This window comes from Mucilaginibacter lutimaris, from assembly GCF_042676625.1.
Lineage (GTDB): Bacteria > Bacteroidota > Bacteroidia > Sphingobacteriales > Sphingobacteriaceae > Mucilaginibacter > Mucilaginibacter lutimaris.
Window position 1 is genome coordinate 731,709 of the sequence record NZ_JBHTIA010000003.1, and the last position, 22,873, is coordinate 754,581.

The following is a 22,873-nucleotide window of genomic DNA, read 5'->3' on the forward strand; positions in this document are numbered from 1 at the left end:
ATTGATAGGAATGTGACAAATGTGTAACTACAAACTATTATAATAATCAAATAGCTTTTTCAGGTCTGCGTCACTATCAAAGTTTGTTTTGTGAGTGTTTAAATATGTACTTACCTGATCTGCTTTATCGGCGAGTGCGGCTGCGATAGCCTGCTGATTGCGTTTTATTTTATTTATCTTATCATTTTTAAATATATAGTAGTATTGGGTTTCGGTATACTGGCCTACAACCGGGGCGCGGTTTTCGTCCCTCACGGTCTTTAGAATTGGCCGGTGGTGTTTTAACAGCAGGGTTTTACCGGCAGCTATTACTTCGTAATAAGTGTCTTTGTTAAGCCCGTCTGTTTTAGGGAAACCATTTGCAAAAACACGCACGGTTTCGGCGTACATAGTAAACACCCGTACCGGGTCTTTAAAACGTTGTGGTTCGTCGTCTTTATTGTATGTAAACGTTAATAGGTTATGGGTTAAGTCAAACTTTAGCAGCAAGTCCTTGTAAACTTGTCCATCGTTAGTTGTGATCTCGCCTTTAACCCATTCGTCATATAAAAAGGGCGACCCTTTAAATTTTATAAAATCGCGTGTGGCCACGGGCCTGCCAAGTGCATCCGTTATAGGAGTTTGCGAATTAGTACCATATTGCGCAAAAGCTTTTAATTGTGACAGCGAAATAGTAATTAGCAAAACTAATAGCGTTTTCTTCATTTAATTGGTGTGTATAAGGCAAAAAAAGAGGTTGAAATTTATCGCCAATATAAGCAGAAGCTTTAATTAAAATATGTAAATCTTTATGGTCTTTATCACATGATTTGCGATTATAGCTATTGGTAAAGGATATGTACAGGCGGTTTTTTTAACCTATATAGTACTTAAGTTTAAAGTTTAAATCGGTATCAGTATTAACAACCAATAGCGTAAACTTTTTTCAGGACGGGTCAGCGTCCCGGGTGTCCCATTCCGTCCCGTTTTTTAAAAAATGGGACACCCTTTTATAAATTTATATATCTGTAAATCAGTATGTTGCGATTTTTAGCTGACTATTTCTTAATAAAAGTCAAATTTTAAGTTATTGATTATCAAACTATTGTATATTTATATGTTTTAGTAACAAAAAAAGTGGGACAGTGAGATGGTTAAGGGTGGTTTTTCATAAAGCTTAACCTAATTCCTAAAAATGTTTATAATTGTAGCATGTCTGACGAAGCAGTTGTAAAGCGTATTAAGGTAATTGTAAAGGAGCATGGCGGGCAGCTTGCACTGGCTAACGCCATAGGGGTTGACCAGGGTTTTATAAGTAAGGTTATCAATCAAAAGCAGGATATTAGTTATTACCTTATCCGTAAACTTTGTTTCCAGTTAAAGTACTCGCCCGAGTGGCTTATATTGGGCACAGGCGATAAAATGATCCATAAACCGGATTCGGCCAAGCTGATCACCGAGATCCAGATGCTGCGTACCGAGGTAGATATTTTGCATGCCAGGATGCGCGCCTACGAGATCCAGCTGGAAGAATTAAAGCAGTATAACTTAACTGATAAGCAAAAAGCTGGTTAACAGTATATTTAAGGCACTTGTTAACATTGGCATAATATTAAGTGGTTGTTATGGTAATGCACTCGTAACATTCAACTAACATCGCGGTAATAGTTTTGCGGTATTAAATTAATACACGTGAAAAAAGTTTTATCCGCAATCACCGTTCTATTTGTTTTAACCCTAACGGCGGGCAATTTGCTTGCACAAACCACGGGCCGTATATCTGGTAAGGTCATCGACCAAAAAACCAGCGAAACACTTATTGGCGCAACTGTTAATATAGAAGGCACCACAAAAGCTGTTGCCACCGATGTTGACGGGCATTATGTATTAGCCGGTATTGCACCGGGCAAGTACACCATTCTGGTGAGATATATTGGTTACCAAAGCAAAACAATTTCTGATATTGAAGTAAAACAAGGCGCTAATACCGCGCTTGATATTACCCTTGGCCAGGCCGAATCAAAGGCGCTTAACGAAGTGGTTATTAAATCGACCTATCGCCAGGCATCTGTAGGTGCATTATATGCTATGCAAAAAAATAGCGTATCCATCTCTGATGGTACATCTGCCGAGGTGATCAAAAAATCACCTGACCGCAACACTGCTGATGTTTTAAAACGTGTAAGCGGTGCTACCGTGCAGGACAATAAATTTGTTGTTGTGCGTGGTTTGAGCGACCGTTACAACAGCGCTTTACTTGATGGTGCATCATTACCAAGCACCGAACCAAACCGTAAAGCGTTCTCTTTCGACATCGTTCCTTCAAACCTTGTTGAAAGCTTAAACATCGTAAAAACCGCTACGCCAGACCAGCCGGGTGACTTTACCGGTGGTTTGATACAGATCAATACCAAAGACTTGCCCGAGCAAAACGTTATATCTTTTGGTATTGGTACAGGCTATAACACAGCATCAACAGGTAAAACCTTTTTGAGCGGCCAGCGTAACGCTACCGATTACTTTGGTTTTGACAACGGTAAAAAGCAATTGCCCAATGGCTTTGTACCTTATTCTTCAATAGTAAATGGCTTAAGCCTGCAGCAAAACAGGAATTTGTTAAAGAGCATCTCCCAGGATTATAACATCTATAAAAACACTGCCCTGCCAACGCAAAACTACCAGTTCACCTTATCGAGGGTAAAGGATTATGAGAAAACCGGCAACCGTTTCGGGGCTATTTTTGGTGTAACCTACCGCAATTCGCAAAGCATTTTGAACGATGTTAAGCGTGATGCTTATGGCTATAACTACAATGATGATATTTACAAGTTCTCTACCAACCTTGGTGCTATATTAAACCTCGGTTACTCATACGGTAAAAATAAGATCACGTTTAAAAACGTTTACAACAGGATCTATGACGACCAGTTCCTGCAACGTACAGGCAGCAACCAGGCAACTAACTCTGATGTAAAATACTACGCGTTCGACCTTTTACAGAAAGCCTTGTTTAAATCCACCTTAGAGGGTAACCATCCGCTGGGCGAAAAAGGCGCTAAAATAAACTGGAATTTAAGCTACAGTAATGTACTTAATGATCAGCCTCAGCAACGCAAGGTAAGCTACTCGCGCAACATAGGCAGCAACGATCCTTTTGAGGCAAACGTATCTACGTTAGGTAAAGATAACGCAACGCTTTACGCAAAACTTAACGAGAACCAATATTCTGGCGCAGTTAACTACTCTATGCCTATAAAAATGTTCTCGCATACAGGCACACTTAAAACGGGTTTAACCAGCTTATACCGCGACAGGAACTATAACGTACGCTTCCTGGGCGCTGTAGTTACCGATGACCCGAACCTGAATGATCCTGATTTTATCCGTCCGTTAAAACAACGCCCTATCAGCACCTTATTCCGCAGCGATGTTCTTAATGCCGACGTTTACAAATTAACCGAGATAGATGGTTCTGACGACTCTTACAACGCGCACTCTTTAACCAATGCCGGTTATGTAATGTTAGATAACAAGCTTACCGATAAATTAAGGTTAGTTTGGGGAGCACGTGTAGAGCAGTTTGACGTACGTGTTACACCTGTAAGCAAACGCCCAGATGGTATTGTTAAACAAAACTATGTTGACGTATTACCATCAGCTAACTTAACATACGCCTTAACAGATAAAACCAATTTAAGGGCATCTTACACCCGTACATTGGCCCGCCCCGAGTTTAGGGAATTATCTATCTCTCAATACTACGATTACGAGTTATTGGCCTTGCAACAAGGTGACCCTAACCTGAAAAGGTCTAATATCGATAACATCGACCTGCGTTATGAGTTTTATCCGTCAGCCGGTCAGATCATCTCGGTATCAGGGTTTTACAAGCGCTTCAAAAACGCTATTGAAACGTACAACCAGGATGTTAACTCAACCCGTACCATCACCTACTTTAACTCTGATAAAGCTAACGTATTTGGTGCAGAGTTTGAGATCCGTAAAACTTTGGACTTCTTGTACAATACCGATTTTATGAAAAATACTACCGCTTATGCTAACGTAGCGGTAATTAAGTCAACTTCTTACAACCCTAAAAACGCGGGTATCAACTTTAAATACGAGAAACGCCCGTTAGTAGGCCAGGCACCATATGTTATTAATGCCGGTTTACAGCACGCATTCCTTAACAATAAACTAAACTTTAATGCTCTTTACAATAGGGTAGGCCGCAGGCTTAACGTAGCTGCAGGTGCCTTATACGAAGATATTTGGGAAGCGCCTCGTAACGTGTTTGACGCGCAGCTTGGTCTTAAGGTGTTTAAAGGTAAAGGCGAACTTAAAGTTACCGCTGCCGATATCCTTAATAATTCTGCTACTTACTATTACGATAACAACTTTAATAAAAAGGTTGATGCCGGAGATGGTATCCAAAGCAGTTACAAACCGGGCGCTACATATTCATTGGCATTTACATACACCCTTTAATATTAATACAAGGTTAACATTAACCAATATTATTTAACATACACATAAACAACCCTTAACGTAAAGTAAAAGGTGCTTATGTTACTTTGAACAGAAAATTAAAAATCAGAAAATGAAAAAAATTCTATTAGTTGCTGCAGTAGGCTTTACCCTGTTTGCTACAAGTTGTTCAAAAAACACGGTTGACCCGGGTGACGGTCCTGGCGTTGTTACCCCGCCAACAGGTGATGGTGTTGTAACTGTAAATGCTGACATAACAGCAAATACAACCTGGACAGCAGATAAAATTTACCTTTTAAAAGGTAACGTATTTGTAACTAACAATGCTACTTTAACCATCCAACCCGGTACCATCATTAAAGGTGATAAAGCAACTAAAGGCGCTTTGATTATCACCCGCGGTTCAAGAATTGAAGCTGTTGGTACAGTAGATAAGCCAATCGTATTTACATCAAACCAGGCTGCTGGTGGCCGTGTACAAGGCGACTGGGGCGGCGTTATCCTTTTAGGTAAGGCTCCAAACAACGTTGGTACTTCAGTACCAATCGAAGGTATATCTGATGCTACCGATAAAGGTAAGCACGGTGGTACCGATGCTGCTGACAACTCTGGTACTTTAAAATATGTACGTATTGAGTACGCCGGTATTGCTCTTAGTCCCGATAACGAGATCAACGGTTTAACTTTTGGTAGCGTTGGTTCTGGTACTACTATCGATTTCGTAGAGGTTTACCGCTCTGGCGACGATGCTTTTGAATGGTTTGGTGGTAGCGTAAACGCTAAGCACTTATTAGCTATTGATAGCTGGGATGATGACTTTGATACTGATAACGGTTTCTCTGGTAAAGTTCAGTTTGGTTTAGCACAGCGTTTAGCTGCAACTGCCGACGTATCGGGTTCAAACGGTTTCGAATCAGATAACAACGCTACAGGTACAAATGCTACCCCGCAAACAAATGCTGTTTTCTCTAACATGACCATTTTAGGCCCTAAAGAGAAATCGGACTTTACTTCTATTAACGCCAGCTTCCAGCATGGTGCGCAGATCCGTCGTAACTCAGCTATCAGCATCTTAAACTCTGTAATAGTTGGTTATACCGAAGGTGTATTTTATGATGATGCTTTACCGGCTGGTGGTGCTGCAAACGCATCTGCTAACTTAGCTTCTGGTGCATCTGTATTTGCTAATAACCTGGTAGCAGGTAGCAATAGCAAAGGCAACCAGATCAAAGCTGCAGCCTCTGCCTTAGCTGCTGTATCTGCAAAATTATTATTAAACAATACATTCTCTCCAGACCTGTATGCTGCCGGTATCTACACCGATGCTTACAAATTTGGTGCTGATATTGCTCCTGCTGCAAGGGCCGGTGTTCCTGTCTTTACACAGATCGGTACTTCACCAGCTTTAACCGGCGCTGTATTTACAGATGCAAAAGTAAATGCCGACTTCTTTACCAAAGTTGCTTTTAAAGGCGCTTTCGGTACCGAAGACTGGAGTGCTGGCTGGGCTAACTTTAACCCACAGGTTATGCCTTACACCACCCCTGGTGCTGTTAAATAATACAAGCAAAACTTAATATAAAAAGCGGCTATCCAAATAAGGTAGCCGCTTTTTTGTTGACTAATAATCGCTATAGAGCGTTAAGGGCTTCCTTAAGATCGCTTACCGGGATACTGCCAACAGGCTCACCTTTAAATACGGTAATAATATCATCTCCGCTTTTACGAAGTTGCAGGCGGCCTTTAAACAGGGCTTCATCTTCGTCGGCGTGTATGAAACGCATTAGCTTACTTAAAACTTCTTTTCTGCAGGCAAATTCGGTGTTGCCATCGCTTATCACCAACCTAGCTTTTTAGTATCAGGCGCTATAACTAAAAATAGCCCTTTGGTAAGTGTAAAGTTTATCATCATGTTAAGTTAAGAATTTTTATGCAAACCATTTGTTTCAGCATTTGTCACTAATAAAATTACCACAGCCATGATTCCTATATTTTTTACCGTTGGAAATAACAGACCTGTAAAAGTCATCCCCAATACGCAAGCGCAGGTAGATGGCCACCAGGTACTTACTTATACATATAACATTTACGCTGATTTAGGATTTGATAAGGATGAAGAGTATAGGCAGGAAAGCGAACTGTTACTTGAAACCAAAACCGACCCCAACTATTTAGGATACATCACATTTGAAGACCCCGGCAAACTTTTTACATATACCGCCGATGGCCGGGATGAACTAACATCGCAGGAAGTGGAAGAGGTAATTGAAAATATATCCCACTACCGCGACCATTCCGGCTTGTGGAGCGTTGAGGGAATAGATTAACAAACCCTTGTCAATTTTCTTTAACCCGATGAAGAACATCTTATTTTTTGGTGATAGCTTAACCGCCGGATATGGGCTCGCTAACGCGGCGGCAGAATCATTCCCGGCGCTGATTGGTACTAAGCTTAAAGCAGAGGGATTCAATTATCAGGTTATCAACGCCGGCGTAAGTGGCGATACAACTTCGGGCGGTTTGTCCCGCTTAAGTTATTGGTTGAACAAACCTGTTGATGTATTTGTGCTTGAGCTTGGCATAAACGACATCCGCAGAGGAGTGCCGCCGAATACCATTACCCATAATCTCAAGCTTATTATCAATAACGTAAAAAGTAAATATCCGCAGGTAAAAATTGTGCTGTTGGGAATGGAGATCCCGGTATTTTTGGGCGGCGATATCGCAGTAGCCTTTAACGGGATCTATAAAAAACTTGCAGCAGATAACCGTTTAGCTTTTGTACCATTCTTGTTGGCAGGCGTAGCAGGTGTAAAGCACCTTAATCTTTGGGACAGGCTGCACCCATCTGCCGAAGGATATAAAGTAGTAGCAGAAACAGTTTGGCCGGCTTTAAAAAGTGTTTTGTAGCGGGCCAGCGTTAAAGCAAGCGCGTTTTATTGCTCTTATCATTTACAATTGCTACTTTCAAATTTCCAAAACCAATTATAATGGCATATGTAAATTCGAATGAATTTGCGGCTAATACTTTTGACGCTATAGTTATAGGATCGGGTATAAGCGGCGGCTGGGCAGCTAAAGAACTTTGTGATAAAGGCCTTAAAACGCTTGTTTTAGAGCGTGGAAAGGATATAGTGCACCTAAAGGATTACCCTACGGCTACTAAAAATCCCTGGGATTTCCCACACCGCGGCCAGTTACCTTTAACGGTTAAACAAGAAAACCCTATTACAGGGCGTTGCTATGCCTTTAGCGAAGCTACAGAGCATTTTTTTGTAAAGGATAAGGAACATCCTTACGTTCAGGACAAGCCTTTCGATTGGATCCGGGGATATCAGGTGGGTGGTAAATCGCTGCTATGGGCAAGGCAAACCCAGCGCTGGAGCAAGTTTGATTTTGAAGGCCCTGCACGCGATGGCTTTGCCGTTGACTGGCCTATCCGTTATAATGACATAGCACCCTGGTACACCCATGTGGAACAGTTTGCCGGCATAAGCGGCAACCGTGATGGACTTGAAACCCTGCCCGACGGCGACTTTTTGCCACCCTGGGAGATGAACGTAGTGGAGAAGGAAATTCAAAAACGCATCATGGCCCACTATAAGGACCGTGACGTTATTATTGGCCGCTGCGCCCATCTTACCAAACCAAAAGAGATACATTTGCAGCAAGGCCGGGGGCAGTGCCAGGCGCGCAGCCTTTGCGAAAGAGGCTGCCCGTTTGGGGGCTATTTTAGTTCTAACTCATCTACACTGCCCTGGGCTGCCAAAACAGGTAAACTAACCCTGCGGCCCGATTCTGTTGTACACTCTATAATTTACGACGAAAAAAAGCAAAAGGCCGTTGGCGTTAGGGTGATCGACGCGCATACCAACAAAGCTATAGAGTATTTTGCTAAGGTTATTTTTGTAAATGCCGCCGCTTTAAACAGTAACCTAATTTTACTTAATTCTACATCAAATAGGTTCCCTAACGGGTTGGGGAATGATCATGGGCTGTTGGGTAAATACATAGCGTTCCATAACTATCGTGGCTCTATGTCGGCAAGTTTCGACGGGCCGATGGATAGCTACTATTATGGCCGCAGGCCAACGGCTGTGATGATGCCCAACTTCAGGAATGTGCACAAGCAAGAAACAGACTTTTTGCGTGGTTATATGACCTTCTATACAGCAACACGGCCGGGCTGGGGACACTTTACTGAAGGGGAGCAAGTTGGCGCTGCATTTAAAGACGCCATAGCCGAACCGGGGCCATGGGGTATTTATATGATGATGCAGGGGGAAACTATACCTAAAGAAAACAATTTTGTAAGCCTTAGTAAAGATCAAAAAGATAAATGGGGCATCCCGCAGTTGCGTATTTCGGTAGATTATGATGATAACGATGAAAAGTTGCTGAAAGATTTCCTGGTACAGGGTGCAGAAATGCTGGATAAAGCGGGCTGTAAAAACATAGCCACAAATGATAGCAAGCAGGCCCCCGGGCTGGATATTCACGAGGTAGGCGGCATCCGCATGGGGCGTGATCCCAAAACATCTATGTTAAATGAATGGAACCAGTTACATAATTGCCCCAATGTGTTTGTAACCGATGGAGCCTGCATGACCTCTACCGGCACACAAAACCCATCGCTCACTTTTATGGCATTAACCGCCCGCGCCGCGAACTACGCGGCCGATACTTTAAAAAGGGGAGGGTTATAAAGGTATCAGATAATAACTATTTCCAATCATTAACAGCTTCACCCAGGTCATAAACGGGTACGTTGCTTACGGCTGCTTCTATAATGCCTGCCGCTGCCGTAGAACGGTAACCCGCGGCGCAATGCACTACAATAGGCTTATCTGTCGGGATCTCGCTAACACGCTCACGTAGTTCGGGTAATGGGATGGTAAGGGAGTTTTTAAATATCCTGCCACCTTTTATCTCTGCCCAATTGCGTACGTCTATAATAGTATATTTATCGGGCTGCGCTTTAAAATCCGCGTAATCAATATCGGCAGATCTTTCTTTGGCATTAGCCGGTGTTAAAATGGCAGCTATTATATTTTTCTCGTATCCTATTTTTGCTGCTTTACCAATAACAACTTCCAGTTCTTTGTCTATAGCAGCTATTAAATAAAACTGCTCATCGGGCCCAATTACCGATCCCAACCAGGTTTCAAACTTCTCGCCATCCTGCAAATTAATGGCGTTTTTTACATGACCGCTGCGATATACATTTTTAACGCGGCTATCAACTATCAATGCGCCTTTCTCCAATGCTATATCTGTTGATGGGCGGGGTACCATGCCAATACTTTCTTCAAAATTAGGTGCGCCTGTTTTGTTCAGCTCTACATCGTAGCCAAAGTATTTTGGCATAAAGGGCTGGTCGGCCATCAGGGTTTTTACAAAGCTTAGCTCGTCCATTAATTGCAAGGCGTAGTTTTCGCGCAACTCTTTGCCAATGCTGCTTTGCAGGTCGGGGCTCATGCTTTTACCACAAAGCGAGCCGGGGCCATGCGCAGGATAAACAGTAACATCGGCGGGTAAAACCATTAGTTTTTCGCGGGTGCTATGGTACATCTGGCGGGCCAGTTCTTCTTTTTTAGCGGTAATATTACCTACGTTTTCGCGCAGGTCGGGGCGGCCGACATCACCAGCAAATAGCGTGTCACCGGTAAATATAGCGCAGTCGCGGCCGTTCTCATCTTCCAACAAAATGCAGATAGAATCGGGCGAATGACCGGGGGTGTTAAGCGCTTTAAGCTTAATGTCATCAAGTTGTATCACATCGCCATCATCAAAGGTTTCGTGAGGGTATCCGGCGCCTGCGAGTTTGCTTACGTAGATAACCGCGCCTGTAGTTTGATGGATCTCGAGATGAGAGCTCACAAAATCGGCATGCGGGTGGGTTTCTATAACGCCGGTTATATCCGCGTTATGCAGTTGTGCAAAATCATAGTAGGGCTGCGGGTTACGGGCAGGGTCAATAACAACCATTCTGCCGCTGCGGATTATGGCGTACGAAGCATGCGCCAACCCCTTGTCGTAAAATTGATGAATTATCATATGATGTGTCAGTGCCGCAAAGATAGAATTTTTATACATCATGCCGATGTTAACTATTACCTAACAGAAGTATAATAATGGCGGCAATCTACCCGGGTAGCCTACCGCCATTATGGTATTAAAAGCGCTTGCCTATACCAACAGCAATTATCCAGGGATCTATTTTTACATGTGCCGGTATATGCTGTAACACCGGTGATAATGACGGATTATTAGCAGGTGTAAGGTTTGATGCATCCACAACCACATCTGTGCTTAAAAGTAGTTTTTTAACATCCGCGTTGATGAAGACGGTTTTTGAGATGTCGTAATCAAAACCAAGTTGCGCAGCAAATGCAAATTTGTTTTTGTAATCAATTCCCTTTACTACGGGGCCGGCATCCGAGTTATAAAATATGGTGTAGTTTACACCTGCGCCTGCGTAAGGTTTAAAGTTACCTACAGGTAAATGGTATTGGAACGTAAGGGTGGGCGGTAACAGCCAAACTTTACCCAGGTTTACATCTGCCGATGAACTTGCGCCAATGGCCGAAAGATCTGATGCCTGTGTTGATACTTTATGTTTGGTTGTGCCCAATATCAGTTCGGCAGAAAAATTATTAGCGAAGTAATACGTAAAATCCAGCTCGGGTATAAATGAGTTGCTAAGGGTTGGCTTGCCGCCAATAACACCAACAGTTCCGCTTTCTTGCGGAATTACAGCTGCGGCACGTAAACGGATGTCCCATTCGTGTTTAGCCTGTGCTAAAACATTTATAGTTGAAAACAGGACCAGGGAGAAGGTTAAGATAAGATACTTTTTCATACAATATTTATTTGTTGGTTCAAAAGTATCCCCTGCACAATATGTATAGGCTGATGACGGGCACAGGGTTAGGTGATGGTTATCATAATTTCATAAAACAACAAAGCCCGGTCTCTCAACCGGGCTGTATGTTCCCTAATTTGTAACCACTACCACACTTTTATCCTGTCCTCGGGCTTCTTGTACATCTTGTCGCCCGGTTTTACATCAAATGCGGTGTACCAGGCATCCATATTTACAACGGGTGCGTTGGTACGGAACTGCTCGGGCGAGTGGGGATCGGTAAGGATCCGTTGCGCGGCTGCCTCGGGGCGTTGCGCGCTACGCCAAACCTGCGCCCACGACAGGAAGAACCTTTGATCGGGCGTAAAACCGTCTATTTTAGTGTCAGACCGGCCTTGTTTGGTTTTCTTGTATGCTTCATAAGCTACGTTTAAACCACCAAGGTCGGCAAGGTTTTCGCCAAGGGTAAGTTTACCGTTTACGTGGATGGTATCCAGCACGGTAAAGGCATTGTATTGGCCAACAACCTGGTCGGCACGGGTTTTAAATTTATCGGCATCGGCTTTGGTCCACCAGTCGCGCAGGGTTCCATCGGCATCGTACTGTCGGCCTTCGTCGTCAAAGCCATGCGTCATTTCGTGGCCTATAACCGCCCCGATACCACCATAATTCACGGCGTCATCAGCCCCAAAGTCAAAGAACGGGAACTGCAATATCCCCGCAGGGAAAGCTATCTCGTTATTGGTTGGGTTATATGATGCGTTAACGGTTGGCGGTGTCATACCAAAACGTGTGCGGTCTACCGGTTTGCCCAGGCGGCTTACGTTAAAGTTATAACGCCAAACCGCAATGCGCCTTAAGTTACCTGCATAATCATCACGGTTAATTACCAGGCCGTCATAAGCCTCCCATTTATCGGGATAGCCAATTTTTACACGGAATGCAGCCAGTTTTTTGAGGGCCCGTGCTTTGGTTTCTTCGCTCATCCAGTCAAGGCGTTTTATGCGGTCGCCAAGGGTCGCTTTAAGGTTGTTTACCAGGTCTATCATGTATTTTTTGGCGGCCGGGGTAAAGTACTTTTCTACGTAAAGCTGGCCTAACAATTCGCCAATGCTGCCATCAACAAGGCCGCTCATGCGTTCGCTACGCGGGGTTTGTGCTTTTTGGCCGCTAAGTGCGCTGCTGTATGCAAAGCCTGCGTTTACAAAAGGCGAGCTTAAGGAAGATGCCGACCCACGTAGGATGTTCCATTTCAAATAAGTTTTCCAATCCTCAACAGAGGTAGAAGCAAGCAGCGCATCCGCATCTTTAAAAAAAGTTGGTTGGCCTACTATAATGGTGTCCTGCCCAGCGGCTTTTAGCATCGGCAGTATTTGCACCCAGTTTAAATGGGGTGTAGTTTTGCTAAAATCGGCTACCGATAATTTATTATAAGTAGCATTTGGGTCGCGCTGTGCAACGCGGCTTAGCTGCGATTTTGCCAGGCTTTTCTCCAGTTCGAAGATGATACCTGCATTCTTAGCCGCTGTTTCCGCATCTGTACCGGTTAGGGTAAACAAGGTAGTGATATAAGTTTTTAACGCATCCTGAATTTTTTTGCTGCGGGCATCATCTTTCAGGTAATTATCCCTATCGGGCAGGCTGGTGCCGCCCTGGCGCAGGGTAACAATGTAGCGGTCTACGTGCTTCTCATCCTGGCCAACGCCAAAACCAAACAGCGGGCTGCCAATGCCGTTAACACGTTCGTAAACTAACTCGTTAACAACACCTTTTACATCAGTTATTTTGTTGATGCGGGCAAGGTCGGCGGTAATAGGGGTGTAGCCTTTCTTCTCGATGGTAAGGCTGTCCATACCGCTGGCATATAGATCGCCCACGCGCTGTTTAAGGCTTCCTTTTGGCTGGCCTGGTGTTTTGCTAACCTCGTTAAGCAGGCCCAACAGGCGGTTGGTATTTTCCTGGCGGAGAATGTTGAAGCTGCCCCAGCGGGTTTCTTTAGCAGGAATGGCGTTCTGCTTTATCCAGTTGCCGTTGGCATAGTCAAAAAAATCGTCGCCGGGCTTTACCGACAGGTTCATATTGGCCGGGTCGATGTATTTTTTTGGCGGATCGTTTGGTGATTTTGTTTTGGGATACTTGTCGCCGGTGGCGGCAAAAACGTTGGCCGAAAGACACAAGGCACCCATCAGCATTAAGTTGGTTAACTTTAGTTTCATGATAAATCAGTAAAACGTGAAGTTAATTATTTTATCCGCCGCATGGCAACTGTAAGGCGCAGCATTAGCTACTTGTTAAACCAATTGATGAGGAATGATAAGCGGGACATTTTGATAAAAGCCGCCAAAAAACGATTTACAGGCAATGTTTTCATAGCTGTTACAATGTTTATATGTAATAAACGTTTGCATGTAAAAATATTGTTGCTGATTTTGGCTGGAACGTAATTTATAATTGTTATTGATTAAAAGCCTCACCCCAGCCCTCTCCAAAGGAGAGGGGGCTTTATTCTAAATCTTCTTTCCGCTTGCAGAGAGAGGAGGTCGAGCGAAGCAAAGACCGGGTGAGTAAATTGACGAGCGTTTAGTGCGATTTTCTCTATTCCCAATTAGCGCCAAATAGTTATTTTTGCGGGCTATGAGTATTGCAAAAACCTATTCGCCTGCCGAAGCTGAAGAAAAATGGTATAGTTACTGGTTACAAAATAACTTTTTCAGGTCGTTACCTGATGAGCGCGAACCATATACCATCGTTATCCCTCCGCCAAATGTTACCGGTGTGCTGCACATGGGCCATATGTTAAACAATACCATACAGGATGTACTCATTCGCCGCGCCCGCATGAAAGGCAAAAATGCCTGCTGGGTACCGGGAACCGACCACGCGAGTATCGCTACCGAGGCGAAGGTGGTTGCCATGTTAAAAGAACGGGGCATCAATAAAAAGGACCTAAGCCGCGAAGAATTTTTAAGCTACGCCTGGGAGTGGAAAGAAAAGTACGGCGGTATCATCCTTGAACAATTGAAAAAATTGGGCGCTTCATGCGATTGGGAACGTACCCGATTCACGATGGATGAGGACATGAGCGAGTCGGTTATCGACTACTTTGTACACCTGCATAAAAAAGGCTGGATATACCGCGGTGTGCGCATGGTAAACTGGGACCCGCAAGGTAAAACCGCGGTTAGCGATGAAGAAGTTATCCGGAAGGAAGTAAATCAGAAGCTTTATTATATTAAGTATAAAGTAGCAGGGGAGGACGGCCATTTAACCATCGCTACCACCCGCCCCGAAACCATCATGGCTGATGCGGCTATATGCATTAACCCTAATGATGAGCGTTACACGCATCTGCATGGCAAAAAAGTGTTTATCCCGCTGATCAACCGCGAGATCCCGGTGATATTGGACGAGTATGTTACTATGGATTTTGGTACAGGATGTTTAAAGGTTACACCCGCGCATGATCTGAATGACTACGAGCTGGGCCAAAAGCATAAGCTACAGATAATTGATATATTGAATGACGATGCCACGCTGAATGAGAAGGCGCAGATACTGGTAGGCGAAGACCGTTTCATCGCACGTAAAAAAATAGCGGTGCTTTTAGAAGAAGCCGGCGCGTTAGAAAAAACAGAGGATTATACCTCGCAAATAGGTTACAGCGAACGAACTAACGCAGCTATTGAACCAAAGCTAAGCATGCAATGGTTTTGCAAAATGCCCGAGCTGTCTAAGCCCGCTTTAGAATATGTGCTGAATGGCGATGTAAAACTTATCCCCGAGAAGTTTATAAATACCTATCGCCATTGGATGGAGAATGTAAGGGACTGGAACATCAGCCGCCAGTTATGGTGGGGCCAGCAGATCCCGGCTTACTACCTACCCAACGGCGAATTTGTTGTAGCCAAAACTAAGGAAGAAGCTTTGGCCGAGGCTCACAAAATTGATGCATCGCTTACTATAGATCAACTTACTCAGGACGAGGATGTTTTAGACACCTGGTTTTCATCGGGACTGTGGCCTATATCGGTTTTTGACGGTGTGCGTAACCCGGATAATCCCGAGATAAACTACTATTATCCAACTAACGATTTGGTAACTGCTCCCGAAATACTGTTCTTTTGGGTGGCGCGTATGATCATGGCAGGCCATGAGTTGCGCGAGCAGAAACCGTTCAGCAATGTTTACCTAACCGGTATTGTTAGAGATAAACTGGGCCGTAAGATGTCTAAATCGTTAGGTAACTCGCCCGATCCATTAGACCTTATTGCAAAGTATGGTGCCGATGGAGTACGTGTAGGTATGTTGTTATGTTCGCCTGCCGGTAACGACCTGATGTTTGATGAAAGCTACTGCGAACAGGGCCGTAACTTTGCCAATAAGATCTGGAATGCGTTTAAACTGGTTAAAGGTTGGGAGATTGACGAGAGTATCGCCCCTAAGAATCAGATAGCTATTGAATGGTTTGCAAGCCGCTTTAACCAGGCTTTGATTGATATTGATAGCGACTTTAAGCAATACCGTTTATCAGAAGCGTTAATGACCACATATAAACTGGTATGGGACGACTTTTGCGCCTGGTACCTGGAAATGGTAAAACCGGTTTACCAGCAAGGTGTAGAAAAACAAAAGATAGATGCTAAAACCTACAACGCTACCGTAGCATTTTTTGAGAATATATTAAAGGTATTACACTCTTACATGCCCTTCTTGAGTGAGGAGCTTTGGCACGATGAACTTTTTGGCGCACGCGCCCAACTTGATTGTTGTATTGTTGCACAGTTGCCAGTAATTGGGGAAATAAATTCCCGCCTTGTTGCCGAGATAGAAGTGATACAGCAGGTTATTGCCCAGGTAAGAAATATACGCAACAGCAACCAGCTTTCACCAAAAGAAGCACTGCCCCTGGCTGTTAAAACCACGTCCGGGATAGATTATATGGCTTACGAGGGCGTAATAAAACAGCTTGGTAATATTACCGAGCTAACAACCGTTGCTGATGTTGTTGCAGGTGCAAACAGCTTTATAGCCGGCACAGACGAGTTTTTTATAAAGCTTAACATCGAAATTGATGTGGCAGCTGAAACCGAACGACTTACTAAGGAAAAAGATTATCTCGAAGGTTTCCTGAGATCGGTTAACGCAAAGTTAAATAACGAGCGTTTTATGGCTAACGCCAAGCCCGAGGTTGTTGAAAATGAAAAGAAGAAAAAAGCTGATGCAGAAGCCCGGTTAAAAATTGTTGAAGATAATTTAAGGGGATTGGCAGGCTAATTGCACAATTAATTGTTGGTACTTAACTAAACAATAGCTAATTGTGTATATTACTACAATTATTTATATTTTTAGTTAACTAATTATTAAATACCGGCAGTTACTTAAGTGGGCTTTTTTAACCTTTCTATAAACAAAATATTAACAAGGGAACTGTCAATTCTTGATAAGGCCCGCATCCGTTTGTTATATTTTGGTTTACTGCTTGCCATTGTAGGTTTGGGGGCTCTGTATCTTAGCGTTTATCTTCAAAACCTGCATTTCATGACCCTTATGGCAGGTGGGTTACTTGTAGCAATATTTGCCCTATTTAAATACCTTACGTTTAAACCACATTGGCGCACCATATCGCACTTGTTGCTGGTAATTGGTACAATAGTGAATATGGTTACTGTATTCGTCATTCTGCAGGATGTAAATATCATTCCCATTCAAATTACAATTCTTGTAATACTATTCAGTTTTTACATGCTTGGGCAAAATTGGGGCATGTTTTTCTCCTTATTAAACCTGCTGCCTGTATTGATTTTTATGGTGATGAAATATGACCATAACTATTTTATAGACTTTAAGCCCGAAACTGCCGACGAATCCACAACTATTATAGCTGTGTTTGCCAATTTTATACTTATCATATTTATTCATAGCCACTTTTACACCGCGTTTTTAAAGAACATCAAACAACTTAAAGACAACAGCGAGGAGCAGGCAGCGCTGAACATAAAGTTTGAACGCGCTATCGAAAAAGCCGAAAAGTCGTCGCAGGCACAGTCAGAATTTTTGTCTACCATGTCGCACGAGATCCGCACGCCGTTAAATGCCGTTATTGGTATGAGTAACCTGCTTTTGATGAATAACCCAAGGCAGGATCAAAGCGAGAATTTGGAGATATTGAAATTTTCGGCCAACAATCTGCTGGCCATTGTAAACGATGTACTCGACTTTAACAAGATAGAATCAGGCAAGATCGTATTTGAAAAAATAAAGTTTAACCTTGTAGACCTGATGCACAATATTTGCGGAGGGCAAATCATCAAAGCGGAAGAAAAGGGGTTATTATTTAAACTGGACATTGATAGCGCCTTACGCCGAAAAGTGATATTTGGCGATCCAACCCGCTTAACACAAATTATATTTAACCTGGTAAGCAATGCCATTAAGTTTACGTCTGAAGGGAATGTTTTGGTAAGGGTAACTTGTTTGGAGGACCGCCATAATAATATTACGGTTGGCTTTTCGGTAAAAGACACAGGTATCGGTATAAAAAAAGAAAATCTGGACACCATATTTGAGCCATTTACACAAGAATCTATCACCACAACCCGCCAATATGGTGGCACAGGGCTTGGCCTGGCAATTGTAAAGCGCCTGCTCGAGTTGCAGGGCATCCAGATGCATGTTAGCAGTAAGGTAAATAAAGGGTCGGAGTTTTCATTCAACATGGAGTTCCCGGTAGCTACAGAGGTGGCCATAGCTAAAGAGAAACTGGCAGACCCACAGCAGCAGCAAGCAATGGCGCATGTGGAGGATCCGGGCAGCAACCTTCGTGTTTTAATAGCCGAAGATAATCCTGTTAACGTAATGCTCATGAAAAAGCTATTCTCTAAATGGCGGATAGTACCAACTATTGCAGAAAATGGCGAGCGTGCTGTTGAAATTATGCAGTACGGTAATTTTGATGTAATACTAATGGACCTGCAAATGCCCGTAATGAACGGGTTTGATGCTTCGATGGAGATTCGTAAGATGACGGACCCTGCTAAGGCTAATGTGCCAATTATAGCATTAACCGCGTCGGCTTTATTTGATATTCGCGACCAGGTAACCAACGCCGGGATGAATGATTATGTAGCCAAACCATTTAAACCGGACGAGCTAATGGAAAAGATACAGAACCTTGTTGCTACTGTAAATAATTAAAGCTCCTTATAGCCGGGTAATTCTTCAACAAATTTATAAGTCTGATTTTCATGGTCTATATTGCAGTAATAGTGCTGCAGGCCGTTGGTAACCGCTAATAATTTTACTTTGTGCACCATATTATAACGTGCTGCCTGGTCAAAAGTAGCTTGGGTTATGGCTACCGACGGCGCTTTACACTCTACCAATAAAATCTTTTCGCCAAAGGGGTTAAATACTACAATATCTGTGCGTTTGGCCATGCCATGCAGCCTAAGGCCTCCCTCTAATTTTATTAACGACTTTGGATACTGCTTTTGCCTGATAAGAAACTGCACAAAATGCTGGCGCACCCATTCTTCGGGGGTAAGTACAATGTTTTTCTTCCTCAGCTCGTCAAAAAGCGTAAGCTGCCCTTTATCATCGGTGAGTTTAAACGGATAGGGCGGAAGATTAAGCGGCGTTAGCATTCTTTTTAAGTAGCAAGTAAAAAGTCCAAAGTAAAAGGGAATTTATAAAACACCCAAATATTAATGGCTTTATTCTCCACATTGCAAGGCTTTTTATTTTTTACTTTTTACTTTTGACTTAACCATGGCTACTGCTCCGGAAATCATTAAAGACCTTAAGAACCGCAAACTTAAACCCGTGTACCTGCTGCATGGAGAGGAGCCTTATTACATTGACCTGGTAAGCAATTACATTGAGCATCACCTGTTATCTGATGAGGAGAAGGGTTTTAATCAAACCGTGCTGTACGGTAAAGATACCGACGTTATGACGGCTATAAACGCCGCGAAGCGTTACCCCATGATGAGCGACTACCAGGTTGTAATGGTAAAAGAAGCCCAGGATATGAAATGGGGCCGCGATGATGATGATAAGAAGGGCATCAACCCGGTTTTAAGCTACCTCGAAAACCCGCTGGCAAGCACCGTTCTGGTTTTTTGTTATAAGTACGGCAAGTTTGATAAGCGGAAAAAAACGTACAAGGCTATTGAAAAGAACGGGTTGGTTTTTGAATCGACCGCTTTATATGATAATAAGATCCCGGGATGGATTGAAGGTTATGTATCTGATAAAAAATACAAAATAAACCAGCAGGCATCGGCCATGCTATCCGAATATTTGGGAAATGACCTATCTAAGATAGCCAACGAGCTTGATAAGCTAATGCTTAACATCAGCCCCGGGCAGGAGATAACCTTGCAACTGATCGCTGACAACATAGGAATTAGTAAGGAGTACAATGTTTTTGAACTGCAGAGCGCGCTTACCCGAAAGGATGTTTACAAGGCGAACCAAATTGTAAATTATTTTGAAGCTAACCCTAAAGCCAACCCCATTGTATTGGTACTGGGTAACCTGAATAACTTTTTCAGCAAGGTGCTGGCCTATCATTATGTTAAAGATAAAGGCAACGCCGCTAAAGAATTGGGCGTTAACCCATACTTTTTAAAGGATTATGAGCAGGCGGCACGTAACTACAGCCTTGGTAAAGTATTCCAGGTGATAAGTTACCTGCGGGAGTACGACCTGAAAAGCAAAGGTGTAGAATCAAACACCGACCATGGCGGTTTGATGAAGGAGCTTGTGTTTAAGATCCTGCATTAATAAGTCAATCACTTTCTTGTATTTTCTACCCTGCTGTTTATATCCATAATAATATGGTCAAGCTCAGTAGCGCTTAGTTTCAACAGTTTTATAGGCTCGGCCATATGCTCTTCGTCGCAGGGCATATCTTCTAACGAGTTAATGATACCCAGGATGTTAGCTAAAGGCTTGCGGATGATGTGTGAATTAATGTGTGCTATTTGATCGAGGCTGGCGTTTTTGAGGTTTATTAATTCCTCGCCATGCTTTTGCCCGGTAATATCCTGAAAATACACTGCGAGGCCATCGTTAGGGTATACCGTAAAGCAAACCCATTTTTTTAATGGCGCTATATATTCTTCAAACTTAACGGTTTGGTGGGTGGTTAATGCCTCGTTAAATTGTTTAAACACCACCAGCTCTTTGTAATAGGGCTAAAGTTCCCAAAGTGTTTTATGCAGCACCGTATCCTGGCTTATTGATAAGATGCGCGCGGCCTCTTTATTCCAGTAGGTAACCCTCAGTTTGTTATCAAGGGTTATAAAGCCATCGGTTATGCTTTCTAACGTTTCCTTTATTTTATTTACAGCCTCCGTAAGTTTTATGTCTTTAAGTTTTTGCTCGGTTATATCATGAATGATCACCATTCTACAGAAACTACCATAATAATCGACCGTATAAGAAGTAATGTGTACAAATATATTTGTGCCATCCTTTTTAACGTGGGTAAGGTCGTGCTTAATGGTTTGGTTATGCTTAATACGTTTAATGAGCGTGAGCATTTCCGGGCGTTCGTAAGGCGGGCGGATATCTGACAGGATAATGTTGTTCAAAAATTCGTTACGCGAGTAGCCGTAGTGTTTTATAGCAGCCTCGTTTACTTCTTTAAAACGCAAGGTATCCACCTCAACGATCCACATGGGGTTAGGATTGTTGTGAAAAAGCACCTCAAAGCTTGCGTCATCATTACGTATTTGCAGCGGCATATTAATTCATGTCCCAAGTGTTGTTATTACAATGATATAAAATCTACTGATAAGATTTATTATAAATTAATAGTGCGTGCTATAACTATTACTCCGCATAAATTACTAAGTTTTTTCTCACAAAATCCCTAATTTGGCGCATTATTTAAGAGACACGTAACATGAACCATTGGCTTGTAAAAAGTGAACCGTTTAAATATAGCTGGGAAAAATTTAATCAGGAAGGCCGCACTTTTTGGGACGGCGTACGTAACTACCAGGCGCGTAATAATCTTAAGCTGATGAAAGAGGGCGATCTGGTAATGTGGTATCATAGCAACGAAGGGAAGGAAATTGTTGGGATAGCCAAGGTTGTAAAGGAGTTTTACCAGGACCCCACTACCGAAGACCCTAATTGGGTAGTGGTAGACCTGGCACCTGTTGAATCCCTAAAAAAACCGGTAACCCTGGAGCAGATAAAAGCCGACGAACGCCTGAAAGATATTGGCCTGGTAAGGCAGGGCCGCCTATCTGTAATGGGTATGAAACGCGAAGAGTTTGACAGGATACTGGAATTGGCGGGAGCTTGATATTAACCACAGAGCCAACAGTGGTTATCACAAAGAGCATGGGGTGTAAAATCTGTGCGATTTTTATTCTATAAACCCAGCAAAGCTTTATATAAATTATAATTCTCATCATCGAAGCATATAAATATTACTTCGCTAATGGTAGCGTTGTTTTGTAAGTATTCGTGCACTGTTTTAACGGCTATTGCTGCCGCTTTATCTTTAGGGAAACGGTAAACGCCCGTGCTTATGTTGGGAAATGCAATGGTTTGGGCGTTATTGTTTACAGCTATCTTGAGGCTGTTTATATAACAGTTTGCCAGCAGCTGTTCCTCTTTACGATTGCCGCCGCCCCAAACCGGGCCAACCGTATGTATTACATATTTGGCAGGTAGGTTGCCACCGGTGGTTATCACAGCCTCGCCGGTTTTGCAACCGCCCTGTCGGTTAACTATCTTAATGCATTCGTTCAGTATTTCTTTACCGCCCGCGCGATGTATGGCGCCATCAACTCCGCCACCACCCATGAGGCTACTGTTAGCCGCGTTCACAATGGCATCAACCTGTAATTTGGTAATATCTCCCTGTTGTAGTGTTACGCGCTTATCCATGTACGGATAACCTATCGTACGGATAGGATGTTTTAGTTTTTCTTACTTTCTACCGCGCCAAAAAATAAAGCTTTTAATTCGGTAGCATCATCCGGTTTCATCTTGCCGCCCAATATTAAACGTAACTGCCGGCGACGGAGAGCGCCTTCGTACAGCTCTACTTCCTCGTCTGTTTCGGGTAACATTGGGGGGACAGGAATAGTGCGGCCGTTTTGATCTAACGCGACAAAAGTGTAATATGCTTCATTACTTTTTACCTTCGTACCGGATGGTATGTTTTGGGCGTACACATCAAGCCTTACTTCAACAGAGGTAGTAAACGCGCGTGAAACCTTAGCTTCAATTGTAATTACATCGCCCAGTTTAATTGGATGCTGAAAAGAAACATTATCTACAGAAGCGGTTACCACAATACGGTTGCAATGCTTTTGTGCCGATATGGCTGCCGCGATATCCATCCAATGCAGCAAACGGCCCCCCATTAAATTGTTAAGGGTATTGGTATCGTTGGGCAATACCAATTCGTTCATGATGGTGAATGATTCTTTAGACGATTTTCCTTTCATGCTGCAAAGATAAAATTTAAGCGGAAAGTATCGTTTCTAAAACTCTTATAGCCAAAGCTTTTGT

Annotated in this window: 20 protein-coding genes; 10 read left to right on the forward strand and 10 right to left on the reverse strand. The window is 43.1% G+C overall.

What is annotated here, in order from left to right; all coding sequences use genetic code 11:
- Window positions 1-27: 27 nt before the first annotated feature.
- The gene (locus tag ACFQZI_RS04090) at window positions 28-705 is read right to left on the reverse strand and encodes a hypothetical protein (RefSeq protein WP_377138769.1); all 678 of its coding nucleotides are present in this window, start codon (window positions 703-705) and stop codon (window positions 28-30) included.
- A gap of 486 nt (window positions 706-1,191) precedes the next feature.
- Between ACFQZI_RS04090 and ACFQZI_RS04095 the strand changes: the two genes are divergently transcribed.
- The 3 genes from ACFQZI_RS04095 (at window position 1,192) to ACFQZI_RS04105 (ending at window position 6,028) form a co-directional block, all read left to right on the forward strand.
- A complete protein-coding gene (locus ACFQZI_RS04095; RefSeq protein WP_252756283.1) occupies window positions 1,192-1,554 on the forward strand; it encodes a helix-turn-helix domain-containing protein in 363 nt (120 codons plus the stop codon).
- Window positions 1,555-1,671: 117 nt separating this feature from the next.
- Window positions 1,672-4,467 (forward strand): TonB-dependent receptor, encoded by a 2,796-nt coding sequence (locus ACFQZI_RS04100; protein ID WP_377138773.1) that lies wholly within the window; start codon window positions 1,672-1,674, stop codon window positions 4,465-4,467.
- 112 nt (window positions 4,468-4,579) lie between these two features.
- Entirely contained in the window at window positions 4,580-6,028 is a 1,449-nt protein-coding gene (locus ACFQZI_RS04105; protein WP_377138776.1) for a hypothetical protein, read from the forward strand.
- Window positions 6,029-6,098: 70 nt separating this feature from the next.
- On the opposite strand, the gene ACFQZI_RS04110 is transcribed toward ACFQZI_RS04105, so the two are convergent.
- A complete protein-coding gene (locus tag ACFQZI_RS04110) occupies window positions 6,099-6,251 on the reverse strand; it encodes a hypothetical protein (protein ID WP_377138779.1) in 153 nt (50 codons plus the stop codon).
- A 195-nt stretch (window positions 6,252-6,446) separates the two neighbouring features.
- Here ACFQZI_RS04110 and ACFQZI_RS04115 point away from each other — a divergent pair, with 195 nt between their 5' ends.
- The 3 genes from ACFQZI_RS04115 to ACFQZI_RS04125 all read left to right on the forward strand — a co-directional run bounded on the left by ACFQZI_RS04115 (window position 6,447) and on the right by ACFQZI_RS04125 (window position 9,173).
- On the forward strand, window positions 6,447-6,794 hold the full coding sequence (locus ACFQZI_RS04115) for a hypothetical protein (RefSeq protein ID WP_377138782.1): 348 nt from the start codon (window positions 6,447-6,449) through the stop codon (window positions 6,792-6,794).
- 28 nt (window positions 6,795-6,822) lie between these two features.
- A complete protein-coding gene (locus tag ACFQZI_RS04120; RefSeq protein ID WP_377138785.1) occupies window positions 6,823-7,377 on the forward strand; it encodes an arylesterase in 555 nt (184 codons plus the stop codon).
- Window positions 7,378-7,457: 80 nt separating this feature from the next.
- Window positions 7,458-9,173, forward strand: a complete 1,716-nt coding sequence (locus ACFQZI_RS04125; RefSeq protein ID WP_377138788.1) for a GMC oxidoreductase — start codon at window positions 7,458-7,460, stop codon at window positions 9,171-9,173.
- A 16-nt stretch (window positions 9,174-9,189) separates the two neighbouring features.
- Here ACFQZI_RS04125 and ACFQZI_RS04130 read toward each other — a convergent pair whose 3' ends face one another.
- From ACFQZI_RS04130 to ACFQZI_RS04140, 3 genes are all read right to left on the reverse strand, one after another.
- Window positions 9,190-10,524, reverse strand: a complete 1,335-nt coding sequence (locus tag ACFQZI_RS04130) for a rhodanese-like domain-containing protein (RefSeq protein WP_377138790.1) — start codon at window positions 10,522-10,524, stop codon at window positions 9,190-9,192.
- 118 nt (window positions 10,525-10,642) lie between these two features.
- Window positions 10,643-11,329, reverse strand: a complete 687-nt coding sequence (locus ACFQZI_RS04135) for an OmpW/AlkL family protein (RefSeq protein WP_377138793.1) — start codon at window positions 11,327-11,329, stop codon at window positions 10,643-10,645.
- Between the two features lie 149 nt (window positions 11,330-11,478).
- Window positions 11,479-13,548 carry a M13 family metallopeptidase gene (locus tag ACFQZI_RS04140; RefSeq protein WP_377138795.1) on the reverse strand — a complete coding sequence of 690 codons (2,070 nt, stop codon included), beginning with the start codon at window positions 13,546-13,548 and terminating at the stop codon, window positions 11,479-11,481.
- 418 nt (window positions 13,549-13,966) lie between these two features.
- On the opposite strand from ACFQZI_RS04140, the gene ACFQZI_RS04145 reads away from it, so the two are divergent.
- On the forward strand, window positions 13,967-16,606 hold the full coding sequence (locus ACFQZI_RS04145) for a valine--tRNA ligase (protein ID WP_377138797.1): 2,640 nt from the start codon (window positions 13,967-13,969) through the stop codon (window positions 16,604-16,606).
- 108 nt (window positions 16,607-16,714) lie between these two features.
- Window positions 16,715-18,526 (forward strand): ATP-binding protein, encoded by a 1,812-nt coding sequence (locus tag ACFQZI_RS04150; protein ID WP_377138800.1) that lies wholly within the window; start codon window positions 16,715-16,717, stop codon window positions 18,524-18,526.
- Here ACFQZI_RS04150 and ACFQZI_RS04155 read toward each other — a convergent pair.
- The gene (locus tag ACFQZI_RS04155; RefSeq protein WP_377138802.1) at window positions 18,523-18,975 is read right to left on the reverse strand and encodes a type I restriction enzyme HsdR N-terminal domain-containing protein; all 453 of its coding nucleotides are present in this window, start codon (window positions 18,973-18,975) and stop codon (window positions 18,523-18,525) included. The genes ACFQZI_RS04150 and ACFQZI_RS04155 overlap by 4 nt on opposite strands.
- 124 nt (window positions 18,976-19,099) lie before the next feature.
- Here ACFQZI_RS04155 and holA point away from each other — a divergent pair, with 124 nt between their 5' ends.
- Window positions 19,100-20,119: a DNA polymerase III subunit delta gene (holA, locus tag ACFQZI_RS04160; RefSeq protein ID WP_377138805.1), complete on the forward strand. Its 1,020-nt coding sequence runs from the start codon at window positions 19,100-19,102 to the stop codon at window positions 20,117-20,119.
- Window positions 20,120-20,127: 8 nt separating this feature from the next.
- Here the strand turns inward: holA and ACFQZI_RS04165 are convergent, their stop codons facing one another.
- Both ACFQZI_RS04165 and ACFQZI_RS04170 read right to left on the reverse strand, forming a co-directional pair.
- A complete protein-coding gene (locus ACFQZI_RS04165; protein WP_377138807.1) occupies window positions 20,128-20,511 on the reverse strand; it encodes a hypothetical protein in 384 nt (127 codons plus the stop codon).
- 21 nt (window positions 20,512-20,532) lie between these two features.
- The gene (locus ACFQZI_RS04170) at window positions 20,533-21,084 is read right to left on the reverse strand and encodes a PAS domain-containing protein (protein ID WP_377138810.1); all 552 of its coding nucleotides are present in this window, start codon (window positions 21,082-21,084) and stop codon (window positions 20,533-20,535) included.
- A gap of 161 nt (window positions 21,085-21,245) precedes the next feature.
- Between ACFQZI_RS04170 and ACFQZI_RS04175 the strand changes: the two genes are divergently transcribed.
- A complete protein-coding gene (locus ACFQZI_RS04175) occupies window positions 21,246-21,653 on the forward strand; it encodes an EVE domain-containing protein (RefSeq protein WP_377138812.1) in 408 nt (135 codons plus the stop codon).
- A gap of 68 nt (window positions 21,654-21,721) precedes the next feature.
- Here ACFQZI_RS04175 and ACFQZI_RS04180 read toward each other — a convergent pair whose 3' ends face one another.
- Window positions 21,722-22,243, reverse strand: a complete 522-nt coding sequence (locus ACFQZI_RS04180) for an O-acetyl-ADP-ribose deacetylase (protein WP_377138814.1) — start codon at window positions 22,241-22,243, stop codon at window positions 21,722-21,724.
- Between the two features lie 32 nt (window positions 22,244-22,275).
- A complete protein-coding gene (locus ACFQZI_RS04185; RefSeq protein WP_377138817.1) occupies window positions 22,276-22,809 on the reverse strand; it encodes an acyl-CoA thioesterase in 534 nt (177 codons plus the stop codon).
- Window positions 22,810-22,873: the final 64 nt, after the last annotated feature.